Below are 15,827 nucleotides of genomic sequence, written 5' to 3'. Positions count from 1 at the left end.
CGCGGATGAACCGTGACCAGGTCACCAGGCGTGGTTGAGGGGCAAAGGACACCGCCTTCGGCGGCGACAGTTCTTCCGGCCGCCTCCGGCGGCGCGCGAACTGTGGACACGGGTCGGCTTTCCACGCGGATGAACCGTGACCAGGTCACCAGGCGTGGTTGAGGGGCAAAGGACACCGCCTTCGGCGGCGACAGTTCTTCCGGCCGCCTCTGGCGGCACGCGAACTGTGGACACGGGTCGGCTTTCCACGCGGATGAACTGTGGCCAGGTCACCGGGAGAGGGTGAGGCGTAAAGGACACCGCCTTCGCCGGCGACAGTTCTTCCGGCCGCCTCTGGCGGCGCGCGAACCATCGACACGCGTCGGCTTGCCACGCGGATGAACCGTGACCACGTCACGAGGAGTGGATGAGGCGCAAAGGACACCGGTCGGCTTACGGCGCGGACGAAGCGTGACCAGGTCACCAGGTGTGGGTGAGGCGCAACGGGCACCGCCTTCGGCGGCGGCTGATTTCTTGGCGGCCTCCGGCGGCAGCCGCCAACCGGGACCCGGACCAGGCGGTCGGCGGACGAACTGTGAACAGACGGGTCAAGTCCCAGCGAGTGGTGTACGACGGTTGGTCCTTCGTCGTTGTTGGTTAGGCGCTGATGGCGCCGGTGGTTGGGGTGTTCTCCTCGGTATTGGTGATGAGGGTGAGTCGGCTGCGGTGGAGTACTTCGAGGCCGAGGTAGCGGCGGCCGTCGGCCCATTCGTCGTGTTGTTCGGCCAGGACAGCGCCGACGAGGCGGATGATCGAGGGTCGGTCGGGGAAGATGCCGACGACGTCGGTGCGGCGCCGGATCTCGCGGTTCAGGCGTTCGTTGGGGTTGTTGGACCAGATTTGGCGCCAGACGTCGCGCGGGAACGCGGTGAACGCGAGCACGTCGTCGCGGGCGTCGTCGAGATGGGCATGCACGTCGGGCAGGCTGGTCTGGAGCTGGTCCAGGAGTTTGTCGTACTGCGCGTGCACGGCCGCGGTGTCGATCTGGTCGAACACCGAGTGCAGCATCGCCTTCACCCCACCCCAGGCATGCTTGGGGCAGGTCGCCATCAGGTTCGCGGTGTAGTGGGTGCGGCACCGCTGCCAGGACGCTCCGGGCAGGTTCGCGCCGATCGCGTCGACCAGCCCGGCGTGCGCATCCGAAGTCACCAACGCGACACCGTTCAGGCCGCGGGCGACCAGGTCCTTGAAGAACGAGTTCCAGCCGGCACCGGACTCGGCCGTGGAGGTGGCGACGCCGAGGATCTCACGGAACCCGTCGGCGTTGACACCGGTCGCGACCATCACCGCGATCTTGATCACCCGACCGCCCTCGCGGACCTTCATCGTCAACGCATCAGCCGCCAGGAACGTGTACGGACCCTCGGCCAAGGGTCGTTCGCGGAAGTCGCGGACCAGTTCGTCCAAGTCCCGAGCCATCACGCTGACCTGCGACCTGGACAGGCCGGTGATGCCCAGTGACTGCACCAGCCGGTCCATCCGCCTGGTCGACACCCCGAGCAGGTAACACGTCGCCACCACACTGGTCAGTGCTGCCTCGGCGCGGCGGCGCCGCTCCACAACCAGTCCGGGAAGTAGCTGCCCTCCCGCAGCTTCGGCACCGCGACATCCAGTGTCCCGACCCGGGTGTCGAGCTCGCGGTGGCGATACCCGTTGCGGGAGTTCACTCGGTCCGGGTCACGTGTCCCGAACGCGGCACCACACACGCTGTCGGCATCGGCGGACAGCAGCTTGTTGATGAAGCCTTCCATCAACTCGCGCAGCAGGTCCGGGCTGGCCTGCTCGAGATGTTCGTGCAGGAACTCGGCAGGGTCGATACTGGAGCCAGCGGTCATCGCGGTTTCCTTCTTCGAGTCGGTTGTGAGAGATCACTCGAAGGATCACCCGATGACCGCGTTCACGTCTCCGCCACGCGTCACCAGGAACTCGTCGTACACCACTCTGCTGGACTCAACTGAACAGACGAACCGCTGGTGCAGCGCGTTGTTAGTTGATCTGCGGTTGGTGGTTGGGGTCATGAGATCCGCCTCGTCCCCCCGCACGCAACACCAACGCAGCAGCAGGACGACAGGGCGGGGCTGACCTGCGCGAGCCACCCAGGCCGAGGTTGGCCTCGGGAGCACTGGTGGTGGGGCAGGGCACTGCAAGGTGCTGCGGCTTGGGACAGGAACTCGTTGGCAGGTACACGCTCTTTCGGCTGTCCTGTCGTTCCTGCAAGTGCGCCTCCGGCCCGCTTCCATCCCGGCCGACACCACCCCGCCCGGCCGCACGGCAGCCCGTCCGGACGGCAGCCCGGCCGCACGGCAGGTCGGGCTGCCCGGCAGTCCGGCTGCCACGCGTGGTCGGGATCGGTCACTTTGTGCACGAGATCCGTACGGCGAGAGCCTCGGCGTACGGATCTGGTGCACAAAGTCGTCGCCGTCGTTCACAGCTCCGATCTGGCCGAGCGAGGACGGCGCGGGTGGTGCAGTGGATGGGACGGACTTGACCGCGACACGGGGGCGGTCCGGATCCGCGGGCCGGATCTGTGCCACTCACCAAGCAGACACCGCCCTGGCTGGTCACGCTCAGACCTCTGCCGGTGATGACGTGGCGGTGGGGTTGGTCAGTGCCTCAGGTCCACACGAGCAACGGTCAACGCAGACCGGCCTCGAAACCGCAAGGACCGCTCACCCACGGAAACGACAGAAGAGCGCTATTTCCTGTCCCCTGCCCCCAGAACGTGTCCCAAGCTCCGAGAGGAGTCGGCCAGGCCCTCGCCGCGGTGCTTTCCATACCGTGCGCGTGGGGCGGGGATTGTCGGCGGGTTGGTGTGCTGGTGGGGTGAGAATGTTGGGTTGTGGACAACGGGAGTATCAGGGCTGGGTGGCTTAGCTTGCGGGCGTTCACTGTGGCGGATGTTGGGTGGGTGTTCGAGGTTTCTCAGGACCCGGCGTTGCAGCAGTTCGTGCAGTTGCCTTCGCCGTACCTCATGGAGCATGCGCGGTTCTTCGTTGAGTGCTTGGCTATCGAGAAGGTTGCCAGCGGGGAGCGGGCGGAGTTTCTGGCCGAGGATGCGGAGACGGGGGAGCGGCTGGGGCGGGTTGGGCTGGGGATGAACGCGAATGCCTCGGCGGAGGTCGGTTACTGGGTTGCGCCGGGTGCTCGGGGGCGTGGTGTCGCGCCGTCGGCTGTGCGGGCCGTGTGCAGGTGGGCGTTCGCGGAGCGGCAGTTGGAGCTCATCGAGTGGCGTGCTGAGGTGGGCAATGAGGCCTCGCGGCGTGTTGCGCAGAAGGTCGGCTTCCTGATGGAGGGGCAGCTACGCCGACGATTGGTCCATCGTGGTGAGCGCGTCGACGCCTGGATCGGTTCCCTCCTCAAGGACGAGCTCGAGGCTGGATCCGAGCAGTCAAGATCCTCAGCTGGCCATTGAGTCCTTCGCTACCTGGCTGTGCCGGTGGGCGTTAGATGTCCTCAAGCGGCCTAGCTCGATTCGGTGGTCTTGTTAGGGTGCTGGATGCCTTCTCAGCGCGTCGTACTGCCGCGGTCGACACCGGCCGCATCGGGGATGTCGGCCCGTTCGATCACCGCGCTGCTGGACCGGCTCGAAGCACAATCCGTCGAGTGTCACTCCGTCATGGTCGTACGCCATGGTCACGTGGTCGCCGAAGGCTGGTGGGCGCCGTACTCGGCCGAGCGCCCGCACCTTCTCTACTCGCTGACGAAGTCGTTCACCTCGATCGCGGTGGGGCTAGCGATCGCCGACGGGCTGCTCTCGCTGGACGATCGGGTGGTCGACGTGTTGCCCGACCACGTGCCGGCCGACATCTCGGAGCAGGGACGCCGCCTCACCGTTCACCACCTGCTGTCCATGACGACCGGACATCGCACGGACAGCCTGACCGAGGCCTGGCAACTGGAACCGGGCGACCTGGTGAAGGGCTTCCTGCGCGTACCGTTTCCCGAGGCCGAGGGAACACGGCACGCCTACGACAATCCGACGACCTTCCTCCTGGCCCGGATGGTGGAAAGGGTCACCGGCCGCGGCCTGCCGGAGCTGCTCGACGAGCGCCTCTTCAAGCCGATGGGCGTCGACCACGCCGAATGGGACCGGGTGGCGAGCGGCGCTGCTTTCGGATTCCACGGACTGCACCTCACGACCGAGGCCGTCGCCGCCTTCGGTGAACTGCTGCTGCGCAAGGGCCTTCGGGGCGACCGGAGGCTCGTCCCGCGCGAATGGGTGGAGCTCGCGACCAGACGGCACATCGATACCCTGCCATTCGAGGACGGATCGGGGGATGCCGACTACCTGTGCGGTTATGGCTACCAGTTCTGGATGTCGCGTCACGGTTACCACGGTGACGGCTCCTTCGGCCAGCTATGCGTCGTCGTCCCGTCGTACGATCTCGTGGTCGCGCTGACCGGTGCCAATACGCAGGCACAGGCAATTCTCGACGCGATCTGGGAGTGTCTCCTGCCGGGCACGGATCAGGCGGGAAGCGCCCGGGAGGACGAGATCCTCGCCGATCGGCTGCGGCGACTGTCGTTCGCACCGGTGCTGGGTTCGGCCGAGTCGGGCCTGTCGGTCAAGGCGAGACTCGACGCCACCGCCGAGAATTCGGCTCTGCCCGACGGAAGCACGGTGATCGTCGATCCCGTGGACGGTGGATGGCTCCTGCGCTTGGGTTCATCCCTGAAGGTCGAGGTCGGCCACGGCGAGTGGCGGGAAAGCTCGCCGCTCGGCCGACCTGTCGTCGCGGCCGGCGCCTGGCAGGGCGGGACGTACGTCGCAGAGCTTTACGTCATCACCACCCCGCACCGGGTCCGGCTGGTGGTCGACGCCGACGCGGGGACAGCGGTGGCGACGTGGAACATTGTGCCCCTGACCAGCCCCAGTCTGGCGTTGCATTTGCGATCTCCGCTGATGACACGGCCTGACGTCGCGTAGGTGATGTTGGCTACGGTCACTAGCCTGCCTGGGAAAGGAAGGGGACCACGTTGTCCGAGCCATCAGGAACCGGCGATCCGTTCGGCGGGCGGCAGCCGACGAGTCATGAACGGATGACAGGCGAGCCTTGGGACGCGTCGTACCACGATGGTCCTGCCCCGTGGGACTTCGGCGGCGCTCAGCCGGCGGTCATGCGGTTGGCCGCCGAAGGTGCCTTCACCGGTTCGGTCCTCGATGCAGGCTGCGGCAGTGGCGAGAACGCCCTGCACATCGCCTCTCTGGGTGCGTCGGTCCTAGGCGTAGACGTTGCCGAAACAGCCTTGGCCTTGGCCCGCCAGAAGGCCGTCGACCGCGGCATCAAGGCCGACTTCACCACAGCCGACGCCCTCCACCTGGATCGCTTGGGGCGCACGTTCGACACAGTTCTGGACTGCGGCCTGTTCCATTCCTTCGACGCCGACGAGCGCCCGCCGTACGTCGCCAGCCTGGCCGCGGTCACCGAACCCGACGGAACCCTCTACGTCCTCTGCTTCAGCAACGAAGGCCCCGACACCGGCCCCCACCCCATCACCCGCGAAGACCTGACAACAGCCTTCAACCCCAACACCGGATGGCACATTGCGACACTCGAAAACACCAAACTCGAAACGCGCTACCACAACAACGGCGCCCCAGCCTGGCTGGCAACAATCAACCGGACGTGACGTCAAGCATTGGCAGTTGCTGGGGTGAGTTGGGCTTGGAAGTGGGATGCGACTTCCGTGGCGATTGCGATGGTTCGTTTGGTGAGGGGGGATTGGGTGCGGCCGGAGGGCCAGAGGAGGTAGATCTCGCGGCGGGGTGGGGCGGGGAGTAGGTCGTGGATGGACAGGGCCGGGTCGGGGGTGGTCAGGACCAGGCGGGGGAGTACGGCGGAGCCGAGGCCGGATCGGACCATGGCCAGGACGGCTTCGTTGCCTGCGGCCCGGAACACGATGTGGGGATGTACGTCGTTGGTGGCGAACAACTGCTCCACGCGGGGCTGGTCGCAGGTGGGTGGCCAGGCCACCATGGGGGCGCGGTGGAGGCTGGTGAGCTGGACCGGGCCTTCCGGGAAGGCGCCGCGTGGGGCGACCAGGACGTACGGGTCGTCGAGCAGTTTGAGGTGTTCGATGTCGCCGGCGACGCGGCCGTCGAAGAACATCAGGTCCACCTTGTCGACCGGTGGCGGATCGGACTCGTCCTCGAACAGGCGGATGTCGCAGCCGGGGTGTTCCTCGCGCAGTTGGCGGACGACGTGGGGGAGGAGCACGTTGGAGACGCTTTGGAAGGTGCCGATGTCGATGCGTCCCTCGCCGGCTTTGAACCGGTCGAGCGCGGCGGTCATGGCCTGGCTCCTGGCCAGCAGGTCGCGACCGTGGGACAGCACGACCGTGCCGAGCGGGGTGATCCGCACCGGCTTCGGGCCGCCGGGGCGGTCGAACACCGCGCCGCCGACGGCCTTCTCCAGCGCGGCGATGTGCTGGCTCACCGTCGACTGGGTGTAGCCGAGCCGGGTGGCCGCCCGACCGAACGAGCCCTCGTCGGCGACGGCGGCCAGGGTGGCGACATGCCGGAGTTCAACGTCGGACATGGATGCGAGCGTACGCCGGATGATCGTGGTTCGCGATGGGGTCGATCGAGGACTATCGCTTTTCACGATGCTGAGTGGGGCTTAGCGTCGTTGCCGTGAGCTGGGGATCGACGAAGGGGACGCGACCATGACGGCCGAAGCGCAGCGCGGGCAGTTCGACTATGACGCCGAGCTGAGCCGGTATCACCCGCGACTCCTGGCGGCGATGGGTGTCAGACCCGATGACCACGTGCTCGACATCGGATGCGGTAGCGGGCTCACCACCCGCGCGGCCGCCAAGAGCGCGGTCTCCGGGAGCGCGCTCGGCGTCGACGTCTCCGCCGAGAGGTTGGCGGCTGCGCGCCGACTCAGCGAGCAGGAGGGTCTGCAGAATGTCAGCTTCGAGCGGGCTGATGCTCAGACACATCCCTTTCCGGCGGAGCACTTCTCCCTCGGCATCAGTCGTTTCGGCACGATGTTCTTCAGCGACCCGGAGGCCGCGTTCACCAACATCGCCCGCGCGTTGCGTCCGGGGGCTCGGCTGGTGCAATTGGTCTGGCAGGACAAAAGGCACCAGGAGTGGGATGCCGTGGTCCGTCGTACGCTCGCCATCGGAGGGGCGGCGCCGGATGCCGGAGGTGAACCGTTCTCGCTCGCTGACCCCGCGGCCGCGGAGCGTCTCCTGACCGGCACTGGGTTCACCGACGTACAGGTCATCGACGTCCGTGAACCCGTGTACTACGGCCCTGACGCGGAAGCCGCGTGCGACGCCGTACGCGGCCTTTGGCTGACAAGGGACCTGCTCGCCGAGCTAGGCCCGGCCCGTGCCGAGCAGGCACTCGAGCGATTGCGCGCCAGCCTCGCCAGCCGTCAAACCGCAGACGGCGTGTGGTTCGACTCTCGCGCTTGGATCGTCACCGCACGCCGCTCGTAGTACCCGGGGTACCTGTTGAGCGGAGTCACCTCGGCTCACACGCCGAGGCGAGTCCGCATTCAGTCAGGCCGGAATCTGGTAGGTGGCGGTGAGGATGGCTCGGGCGAGGGTGTGGAAGGCGAGGTTGAAGCTCACCACGGCGGGGGACGCGTCGGCGTCTACGTCCAGGGCTTCTACGTCGATGGCGTGGACGACGAAGTAGTAGCGGTGGACCTGGTCACCGGGAGGTGGGGCGGCGCCGCCGAAGTTCTTGGTGCTGAAGTCGTTGCGGACGTGGAAGGCGCCGTTGTCGAGGCGGTCGGTCGCGCCGGCATTGGTGGGGAGTTCGGTCACGGTGGCGGGGAGGTTGACCAGGACCCAGTGCCAGAAGCCGGACGGGACCGGGGCGTCGGGGTCGAAGCAGGTGACGACGAAGGCCTTGGTCTCCGCGGGGAAGCCGGACCAGCTCAGCTGCGGCGAGGAGTTGCCGCCGGCGAAGGCGTGGTCGTCGGACAGGGGCTCGCGGTCGGCGATGTCGGTGCTGGTGACCGTGAAGGTGCCGGCCTTCGGGAGCAGTTCGTACGGGTCCGGGGCGACGGGACGATCGAGCGACATCTGTGATCCTCCGGGATCTCGAGACGTGTGGTGATTCCGACATTACTGTCCACGTCACGCTGGTCCGTCCCGGGGCACGGGTACGGGGATGCGAAGATCGGGGCGGGACACCCCACGGTGTCCGTGGGTGTGGTCGCGGGTTACGGATGGAGGACGTGGTGGAGGAGTACCTGGGCCGGATCGGGCCGGCGGATGAGGTGGCGATGCGGGCTGCGGCCGCGCGCCACCTCACCTTGACGAAACCGGCCGGTTCCCTCGGCGTGCTCGAGGAGCTGTCGGTCCGTGTCGCCGGAATGACCGGTAGCTGCCCGCCTGCGGTGCCGGCGCCGGCCGTGGTGACCGTGTTCGCCGCGGACCACGGCGTCCACGCGCAGGGTGTGTCGCCCTGGCCGCAGGAGGTGACCGCCGCGATGCTGGCGAACTTCGCCGCCGGCGGCGCCGCGGTGAACGCGTTCGCGGCGAACAACCGGGTCGACGTCCGTGTGGTCGACGTCGGCGTGGCGACGCCTGTCGACGAGCTGGACATCATCCACGCGAAGGTGCGCGCCGGCACCCGCGACCTGTCCACGACCGACGCCCTGACCGAGGACGAGACCCGGGCCGCGATCGCGGTCGGCTTCGACCTGGCGGACACACTGGTCAAGGACGGCTACCGGTGTCTGCTCACCGGCGACATGGGGATCGCGAACACCACCGCGAGCGCCGCCCTGATCGCCACCTTCACCGGCTCGACGGCCGACGTGGTCACCGGCCGCGGCACGGGCATCGACGACGCCACCCTGGCCCACAAGACCGCGATCGTGCGGTCCGCTCTGCAGCTCCACGACGTACCGGCGACCGACCCGCTCAAGGCACTCCAGGCGTACGGCGGCCTCGAGCATGCGGCCCTGGCCGGGTACATCCTCGGCGGCGCGGCCAACAAGGTGCCGGTGATCCTGGACGGCGTGATCGCGGGAGCCGCCGCGCTCGTCGCGCAGGCGTTCCACCCCGCGGTGATCGATTACTGCGTCGCCGGGCACCGGTCCGCCGAGCCGGGACACGCGGTCGCGCTGAAGACGCTCGGCCTGCAGCCGTTGGTCGACCTCGACCTTCGGCTTGGTGAGGGGACCGGCGCGGTGCTTGCGTACCCGATCCTGACCTGTGCGGTACGAGCGCTGGGCGAGATGGCGACGTTCGAGTCCGCGGGAATCGACTCGTGACGAGCCAATACCTGTCTGGTCTGGTCCTCGAGGGGCGGCGCGTTGTCGTCGTCGGAGGTGGCGGCGTCGCCCAGCGGCGACTCCCACGCCTGCTGGAATCGGGCGCGAGCATCGACCTCATCTCGCCGTCGATCACGCCGACGATCGAGGGCCTGCTGAGCAACCCGTCGCTGACGTGGATCGAGCGGGGCTACGCGGACGGCGACCTCGACGGCGCCTGGTACGTCGTGGTGGCGACGGACGACGCCGCGGTGAACGACCGGGTCTCGGCGGAGGCCGAGGAACGGCGAATCTTCTGTGTCCGCTCCGACGACCGGTCCCGCGCGACCGCGTGGACCCCCGCGTCCGGGCAGCACGACCAGGTGACCATCGGCGTACTCGGTGGCGGCGATCACCGGCGCTCGGCCGAGGTCCGCGACGCGATCCTCGAAGGCCTGCGGACGGGGCAGCTCGGAGCGCGCACCCAGGACAAGAAACCGGGGGTGTACCTCGTCGGTGGGGGCCCAGGCGATCCGGATCTGATCACCGTCCGCGGCCGGCGGTTGCTGGCCGAGGCCGACGTGGTCGTGGCGGATCGGCTCGCGCCGCAGCAGTTGCTGGATGAGCTGCACCCCGATGTCGAGCTGTTCGACGCAGCGAAGCTTCCGCGTGGACGGGCGGCTCAGCAGGAGGAGATCAACCGGATCCTGGTCGATCGCGGTCGCCAGGGGAAGGTCGTCGTCCGGCTGAAGGGCGGCGATCCGTACGTGTTCGGCCGCGGCTTCGAGGAGGCGCTCGCCTGCGCCGAGGCCGGGGTGCCGTGGTCGGTGGTGCCGGGGATCACGAGCTCGATCTCGGTGCCCGCGGTGTCCGGGATCCCGGTCACGCATCGCGGCGTGACGCATGAGTTCACCGTGGTCTCGGGGCACATTCCGCCGTCGCATCCGGATTCGCTGATCAACTGGGACGCGCTCGCCCAGTTGCGCGGGACGCTCGTCCTGCTGATGGCGGTCGAGAATCTGCCGGCGATCACCGAGCGGCTGATCGCCGCCGGCAGGCCGAAGACGACGCCCGCCGCGGCGATTGCCGACGGCACCCTTCCGGGGCAGCGGATGGTGACGTCCGACCTGGCCGGGATCGCCGCCGCGATGGCCGGGGCCGGCGTCGGCGCACCCGCGATCGTTGTCATCGGCAACGTCGTGGAGGTGGCCGCGCAGGCGCGCGGTGGACAGGGCGACGACGGGCCGAGGCGGGCGTGAGTTCGCTGGTGCCGCTGGATGATCCGGCGGATCCGCGCCTGGCGGACTATGGGCAGCTGCGGGAGGTGAACCTGCGGCGCTTGCTCGAGGAGGAGCACGGCCTGTTCATTGCCGAGGGCGACAAAGTGATCCGTCGCGCCGCGGACGCCGGATACGAGCCGCGCTCGTTCCTGCTCGCGCCACGGTGGCTGGACTCCCTGCACGATGTGCTGGCGAAATGGCCGGACAAGCCGGTGTACGTCGTCTCCGAGGAGCTGGCCGAGCAGGTCACCGGCTTCCACGTGCACCGCGGCGCGCTCGCGTCGTACCGGCGTCGCGCCGCCCGGTCGGTGACCGAACTCCTCCAGGACGCACCCCGGCGGATCGCGATCTTCGACGACATCGTGGATCACACCAACGTCGGCGCCGGCTTCCGGGCCGCCGCGGCGATGGGCGTCGAGCTCGTCCTCGTCACCCCGACCTGTGCGGACCCGCTGTACCGGCGCTCGATCAAGGTCTCGATGGGCACGGTCTTCCAGGTCCCGTGGACCCGGCTCGACACCTGGCCCGGCGATCTCGAGCTGCTCCAGGACAGCGGGTACGTCGCCGCCGCGTTCGCGCTCACCGACGACTCGATCACACTCGACGACCTCGTCGCGCGGCACGACGAACGGCTCGCGCTGATCTTCGGCACCGAAGGGCACGGCCTCAAGCCGCACGTGCTCGACAAGGCAGACCTGACCGTACGCATCCCGATGGCCGGCGGCGTCGACTCCCTCAATGTGGCATCCTCGGCAGCAGTCGCGTTCTACGCCACGCGACCGTAGGGGGAGTCATGCGTACGACGGAACGCCTGGTGCTGCGCCCGTTTCGCGAAGAGGACCTGGAGCCGTGGGCCGCGCTGAACGCGGACCCGGCGGTGACCGAGTACCTGGGGGAGCCGCTGAGCCGGGACGAGTGTGACCGGATCGCGGTCGCGGTCAACGAGCGGTACGCCGCCGACGGGTTCGGGTTCCTTGCGGTCGAGCGACGTACCGATGGAGCGTTCCTCGGCGCGGCCGGCCTCACCCGTGAGCAGTGGTACCCCGACGATCTCGAGATCGGCTGGCGGCTCGCCCGCGAGTACTGGGGACACGGTTACGCGACCGAGGCCGCGGCCTCGTGGATGGAGCACGGCTTCACCGCGCTGGGGCTGCCGCGCATTATTGCGGTGACCGATACGCCGAACGTCCGTAGCATCGCGGTCATGCGCCGGCTCGGGATGAGCTTCGACCACGAGGCGGTGCTGGAGGAGGACGGCGTCGAGTTCGGCGCGACCATCTACTCACTCACGGCGGAGGCATGGACCGCAGCCCGAAGGTAGTGCTTGTCACGGGGATGCAGGCGGCGGGGAAGTCGACGGTGGCGCCGATGGTGGCCGCGCGGCTCGGGCCGCCGGCGGCGACGCTGGATGGCGATGTGTTCTACCGCGGGGTGGTCGCCGGCGCCGAACAGATGACGCCGGAGCCGTCGGCGGAGGCGGTCCGGCAGCTGGAGCTGCGGTACGACGCGACCGCGGTGGTGGCGCAGCACTATGCGGACGCCGGATTCGACTTCGTCTGCAGCGACATCATCCTGGGCGAGCACGTCGAGAAGTGGTTCGCCCGGCTGCGGGACGTGGACACGTATCTCGTCGTCCTGATCCCGTCGGTGCAGTCGATCGTCGAGCGCGAGATCGGTCGCGGCGGCAACAACAGCTACCGCGACTGGGGACCCTCGCTGGAGGACGGCGTCCGGGCCCTGCAGGCCGGTCTGGAGGACATCCCGCGCCGGGGTCTGTGGCTGGACACGACCGGCCAGACCCCGGAGCAGACCGCCGGCGCGATCCTCGCCGACCTCGAGAAGGCCCGCTGGTAGACCGTCAGGTGGCGGTGCTGTCCTCGTGGGCGTCCTGGTGCTCGATCATCGGGGTGACCGGCCAGTCGGAGGGGTAGGCGGGGGCGAGTTCTTCGGCTTCGGCGAAGAGGCGCTTGCGGTACTTGCGGGACACGCGGTCGCCGAAGACGGTGCCCTGGGTGTGGTCGGTCTCGTGCTGGAGGCAGCGGGCGAGCAGGCCGTCGCCCTCGAAGCTGACAGGTTCGCCGTGCTGGTCGACTCCGGTGACCCGGGCGAAGTCGGGGCGGGCGCACTTGGTGAACGCGCCCGGCAGGGACAGGCAGCCCTCGTCGCCCTCGTCCAGGCGGCGGTCCTTGCCCTCGGGGAGCTCGATCACCGGGTTGCAGACGATCCCCTGGACCCGGTTGCCGTCCTTGTCCGGGCAGTCGAACACGAACAGCTGCAGGTCCACGCCGACCTGGTTCGCGGCCAGGCCGACGCCCTCGGCCGCGTTCATCGTCGCGACCATGTCGGCGACCAGCTTCTGCAGCTCGTCCCCGAACTCGGTCACCGGCCGGTTGACCCGGTGCATGACGTCCTCGCCCCACCGGGTGATGGGCAGCACCGAACCGTTCTCAGGCAACGTAGACATGGCGAAAATCCTAGCGCCCCGTCAGGTGGCGGCCGACCGGCCGCCACCTGAGGCCGGTGCTACTTCTTCAGGTCGTCGCGCCACGCGACCCAGTCGCGCAGCAGGCCCAGGTCGTAGTCCGGGCCGGAGGCGTGCACGGTGAACAGCCGGGTGCCGACGTCGAGGAGGGACTTGCCGACCTCTTCGGGGGTCTTGGTGCCGACGGCCGTCGAGCGCTCGATCTCGCCGGGGTCGCGGCCGATCGTCTTGCAGTGCTCGTCGAGGACGGCGTGCTTGTGCGCGATCGTCTCGGCGTCGCCGAAGCCGTGCCAGATGTGCGCGTGCTGGGCGACCAGCTTCAGCGTCTTCTTCTCGCCACCGCCGCCGATCAGCACCGGGATGTCCCGGGTCGGCTTCGGGTTGAGCTTGGTCCAGCGCTGCTCGATCCGCGGCAGCGCCTCGCCGAGCGCGTCCAGCCGGCCGCCCGCCGTTCCGAACTCGTAGCCGTACTCGTCGTAGTCCTTCTCGAACCAGCCGGAGCCGATGCCGAAGATCAGCCGGCCCTCGCTGATGTGGTCGACCGTGCGGGCCATGTCGGCCAGCAGGTCGGGGTTGCGGTAGGAGTTGCAGGTGACCAGGGCGCCGATCTCGACCCGCTCGGTCGCCTCGGCCCAGGCGGCCAGCATGGTCCAGCACTCGAAGTGCAGGCCCTCGGGCTCACCGGACAGCGGATAGAAGTGGTCCCAGTTGAACACCACGTCGACGCCGATCTCCTCGGCCGCGGCAACGGTCCGCCGGATGTCGGCGTACTGGGCGTGCTGGGGCTGGATCTGCAGGCCGATCCGTACCGGGAAGGCGGCGTACGGACGGTCGGTGGACTTGGAATCTGTCATGGTGGTGATCTTATCCGGCGTTGCGGAGGACCCTCCGGATAGGTCCAGCACAAGGGGGTACGGCGCGATGCCGGACGAGACCGAGATCGACGAGTTCGCGCGGCTGTTCACGCGGTTCCTGGAGCGGATGCAGCAGGCCGGCGGGCGGACGGGCCGGGAGAGCCTGCGGGACCGCTTGCGCGCGCATCTCGGCGTCGACCCCGAGCAGGTGCCGGTGGTGTCGTCGAGCTTCCCGTCGTACGACCTGCCGAACGTGCAGCGCGGGATCGAGGCGTGGTTCGACGAGTTCGAGGTGCTCGGGCTGGCCGGGTCGAACCGCGGCCACCACTCGCTCGGCGAGCTGCTCGAGCTGGCGGAGTACGACCGGTTCGGGATCGGCGCGGTCGACTACCAGCGGGTGCAGATCGACGTCGACGAGGAGATGGACTGCGTCGCGTTCGGGTTCTACCTCGGCGTTCAGGGCGAGGACCGGTACGTCGCACTGTTGCGCGCGGCGAACCCGCAGTACGGGCGGATGAGCGTCGAGCTCGAGGTGCTCGCGGTGGCGAAGGAGGCGGCGGATCGGTTCCTCGGTGCGCTGCCGGACCTGATCCGCGAGCACAACGTGTTCCGCGGCAAGGTGGTGTCGTTCGAGGGGCACGAGTTCGGTCAGGGGGTCGGGCCGTTCCGGTTGCATCCGCGTCCCGGGATCGTGCGGGCGGACGTCGTACTGCCGGATGGCGTGCTGGAGCGGGTCGAGCGTGAGGTCGTCGGCATCGCGGAGCACCGGGAGAAGCTGCTGTCGGCCGGCCAGCACCTGCGCCGGGGTGTGCTGCTCTACGGGCCACCGGGGACGGGCAAGACCCACACCGTGCGGTACTTGCTGTCCAGGTTGCCCGGGTTCACCGTCGTACTGCTGGCGGGGACGAGTATCGGGTTCATCTCGCAGGCGTGTTCGCTGGCGCGGATGCTGCAGCCGGCGCTCGTCGTACTCGAGGACTGTGACCTGGTGGCCGAGGCGCGCGACTACTCGCACGGGATGGGGAACCCGCTGCTGTTCCAGGTCCTCAACGAGATGGACGGCCTGGCCGAGGACGCGGATGTCGCGTTCCTGCTGACGACCAACCGTGCCGACCTGCTCGAGCCTGCCCTGATGCAGCGTCCGGGCCGGGTCGACCTCGCGGTCGAGGTGCCGCTGCCCGATGCCGAGGGTCGCGCGCGGCTGCTGAGTCTCTACGGACCGCGGCTGCAGCTGGACGCCGACGTGATCGAGGAGGTCGTCGGGCAGACGGAGGGTACGACGGCGTCCTTCATGAAGGAGCTGGTACGACGGACCGTCCTGCTGGCCGCGGAGTCGGGGGAGACCGCGGGACCCGCTGAGCTGCGGATCGCGGTGGCCGAGCTGCTGTCGTCCCGCGATGCGCTGACCCGGCGACTGCTCGGCGCGGCCGACGGCGACGCGCCGGACTACTCGCCGGGACCGGCACCTGGACCGATGCCCGGCGTGTACAAAGGGCTCATCGGCTGAAGTACGACGCCATGTGCCCGAGCATCGTCGCGACGCCGGGCTTGATCGTGGTCTCCTGCTCGGCGGGCAGGCCCACGCTCCGGTAGTCGAGCCGGGTCCGGTCGTCGCCGAGATCCGTCAGCTGGACCGTGATCTCCTCGGTCGGCTCGTCGAAGTGGAGTACGACGCTCCACGGCAGGTCGACCTCGCCGAAGCGCAGGGTGAAGGGCACCTCGACGTCCCCGTCGCCGACGAAGACGGCCGAGATGAGTCCACCGGGGCGGGCATCGATGGAGACGCGGTCGGCGGGAGTGGTGAAGCCTTCGGCGAGGAACCAGGCGGCGAACGGCTCGGGCTCGGTGAAGGCGCGGGCGACCTGGGTGGGCGCTGCGTCGATGGTCTGGGTGAGGGTGAACATGAGCTTGACCTCCTGGAATCGGGCTGACTCCAGCACTGTGCCGC

16 protein-coding genes and 1 pseudogene are annotated in these 15,827 nt (G+C 68.7%); 10 read left to right on the top strand and 7 right to left on the bottom strand.

Annotation, left to right across the window (positions count from 1 at the left end):
* Positions 1 to 636: 636 nt before the first annotated feature.
* Positions 637 to 1,874: pseudogene (locus tag OG876_RS36810) on the bottom strand (IS256 family transposase).
* Positions 1,875 to 1,919: 45 nt separating this feature from the next.
* Positions 1,920 to 2,057, bottom strand: a complete 138-nt coding sequence (locus OG876_RS36805) for a hypothetical protein (protein ID WP_328521325.1) — start codon at positions 2,055 to 2,057, stop codon at positions 1,920 to 1,922.
* A gap of 821 nt (positions 2,058 to 2,878) precedes the next feature.
* On the opposite strand from OG876_RS36805, the gene OG876_RS36800 reads away from it, so the two are divergent.
* The 3 genes from OG876_RS36800 (at position 2,879) to OG876_RS36790 (ending at position 5,670) form a co-directional block, all read left to right on the top strand.
* A complete protein-coding gene (locus OG876_RS36800) occupies positions 2,879 to 3,451 on the top strand; it encodes a GNAT family N-acetyltransferase (RefSeq protein WP_328521324.1) in 573 nt (190 codons plus the stop codon).
* Positions 3,452 to 3,535: 84 nt separating this feature from the next.
* Positions 3,536 to 4,966 carry a serine hydrolase domain-containing protein gene (locus OG876_RS36795; protein ID WP_328521323.1) on the top strand — a complete coding sequence of 477 codons (1,431 nt, stop codon included), beginning with the start codon at positions 3,536 to 3,538 and terminating at the stop codon, positions 4,964 to 4,966.
* Positions 4,967 to 5,079: 113 nt separating this feature from the next.
* Positions 5,080 to 5,670 carry a class I SAM-dependent methyltransferase gene (locus OG876_RS36790; RefSeq protein WP_328521322.1) on the top strand — a complete coding sequence of 197 codons (591 nt, stop codon included), beginning with the start codon at positions 5,080 to 5,082 and terminating at the stop codon, positions 5,668 to 5,670.
* Between the two features lie 2 nt (positions 5,671 to 5,672).
* Here OG876_RS36790 and OG876_RS36785 read toward each other — a convergent pair whose 3' ends face one another.
* The gene (locus OG876_RS36785) at positions 5,673 to 6,578 is read right to left on the bottom strand and encodes a LysR family transcriptional regulator (RefSeq protein ID WP_328521321.1); all 906 of its coding nucleotides are present in this window, start codon (positions 6,576 to 6,578) and stop codon (positions 5,673 to 5,675) included.
* Between the two features lie 127 nt (positions 6,579 to 6,705).
* Here OG876_RS36785 and OG876_RS36780 point away from each other — a divergent pair, with 127 nt between their 5' ends.
* Complete coding sequence (locus OG876_RS36780) at positions 6,706 to 7,491, top strand: class I SAM-dependent methyltransferase (RefSeq protein ID WP_328521320.1); 786 nt, start codon at positions 6,706 to 6,708, stop codon at positions 7,489 to 7,491.
* Positions 7,492 to 7,554: 63 nt separating this feature from the next.
* Here the strand turns inward: OG876_RS36780 and OG876_RS36775 are convergent, their stop codons facing one another.
* The gene (locus OG876_RS36775; protein ID WP_328521319.1) at positions 7,555 to 8,085 is read right to left on the bottom strand and encodes a YbhB/YbcL family Raf kinase inhibitor-like protein; all 531 of its coding nucleotides are present in this window, start codon (positions 8,083 to 8,085) and stop codon (positions 7,555 to 7,557) included.
* 146 nt (positions 8,086 to 8,231) lie between these two features.
* On the opposite strand from OG876_RS36775, the gene cobT reads away from it, so the two are divergent.
* Genes cobT through OG876_RS36750 form a run of 5 tightly spaced genes read left to right on the top strand, consistent with a single transcriptional unit; the run spans position 8,232 to position 12,397 of the window.
* The gene (gene cobT, locus OG876_RS36770) at positions 8,232 to 9,284 is read left to right on the top strand and encodes a nicotinate-nucleotide--dimethylbenzimidazole phosphoribosyltransferase (protein ID WP_328521318.1); all 1,053 of its coding nucleotides are present in this window, start codon (positions 8,232 to 8,234) and stop codon (positions 9,282 to 9,284) included.
* A complete protein-coding gene (cobA, locus tag OG876_RS36765; RefSeq protein WP_328521317.1) occupies positions 9,281 to 10,522 on the top strand; it encodes a uroporphyrinogen-III C-methyltransferase in 1,242 nt (413 codons plus the stop codon). Before cobT ends, cobA begins: the two co-directional genes overlap by 4 nt.
* The gene (locus OG876_RS36760) at positions 10,519 to 11,328 is read left to right on the top strand and encodes a TrmH family RNA methyltransferase (protein WP_328521316.1); all 810 of its coding nucleotides are present in this window, start codon (positions 10,519 to 10,521) and stop codon (positions 11,326 to 11,328) included. The genes cobA and OG876_RS36760 overlap by 4 nt, the downstream gene beginning before the upstream one ends.
* 8 nt (positions 11,329 to 11,336) lie before the next feature.
* Positions 11,337 to 11,864 carry a GNAT family N-acetyltransferase gene (locus OG876_RS36755; RefSeq protein ID WP_328521315.1) on the top strand — a complete coding sequence of 176 codons (528 nt, stop codon included), beginning with the start codon at positions 11,337 to 11,339 and terminating at the stop codon, positions 11,862 to 11,864.
* Entirely contained in the window at positions 11,843 to 12,397 is a 555-nt protein-coding gene (locus OG876_RS36750) for a phosphotransferase-like protein (protein WP_328521314.1), read from the top strand. Before OG876_RS36755 ends, OG876_RS36750 begins: the two co-directional genes overlap by 22 nt.
* A gap of 4 nt (positions 12,398 to 12,401) precedes the next feature.
* On the opposite strand, the gene def is transcribed toward OG876_RS36750, so the two are convergent.
* Together def and OG876_RS36740 are read right to left on the bottom strand one after the other, a co-directional pair.
* On the bottom strand, positions 12,402 to 13,007 hold the full coding sequence (def, locus tag OG876_RS36745) for a peptide deformylase (protein ID WP_328521313.1): 606 nt from the start codon (positions 13,005 to 13,007) through the stop codon (positions 12,402 to 12,404).
* Between the two features lie 59 nt (positions 13,008 to 13,066).
* On the bottom strand, positions 13,067 to 13,879 hold the full coding sequence (locus OG876_RS36740) for an LLM class F420-dependent oxidoreductase (protein ID WP_328521312.1): 813 nt from the start codon (positions 13,877 to 13,879) through the stop codon (positions 13,067 to 13,069).
* A gap of 67 nt (positions 13,880 to 13,946) precedes the next feature.
* On the opposite strand from OG876_RS36740, the gene OG876_RS36735 reads away from it, so the two are divergent.
* Entirely contained in the window at positions 13,947 to 15,386 is a 1,440-nt protein-coding gene (locus tag OG876_RS36735; RefSeq protein WP_328521311.1) for an ATP-binding protein, read from the top strand.
* On the opposite strand, the gene OG876_RS36730 is transcribed toward OG876_RS36735, so the two are convergent.
* Positions 15,376 to 15,783 carry an SRPBCC family protein gene (locus OG876_RS36730; protein ID WP_328521310.1) on the bottom strand — a complete coding sequence of 136 codons (408 nt, stop codon included), beginning with the start codon at positions 15,781 to 15,783 and terminating at the stop codon, positions 15,376 to 15,378. The two genes, OG876_RS36735 and OG876_RS36730, sit on opposite strands and share 11 nt — an antisense overlap.
* Positions 15,784 to 15,827: the final 44 nt, after the last annotated feature.

Origin of the sequence: Kribbella sp. NBC_00359 (genome assembly GCF_036097425.1) — a bacterium.
GTDB lineage: Bacteria > Actinomycetota > Actinomycetes > Propionibacteriales > Kribbellaceae > Kribbella.
Note: the sequence above shows the minus strand (reverse complement) of the source record. Positions and strands in the feature narration are given on the sequence as shown.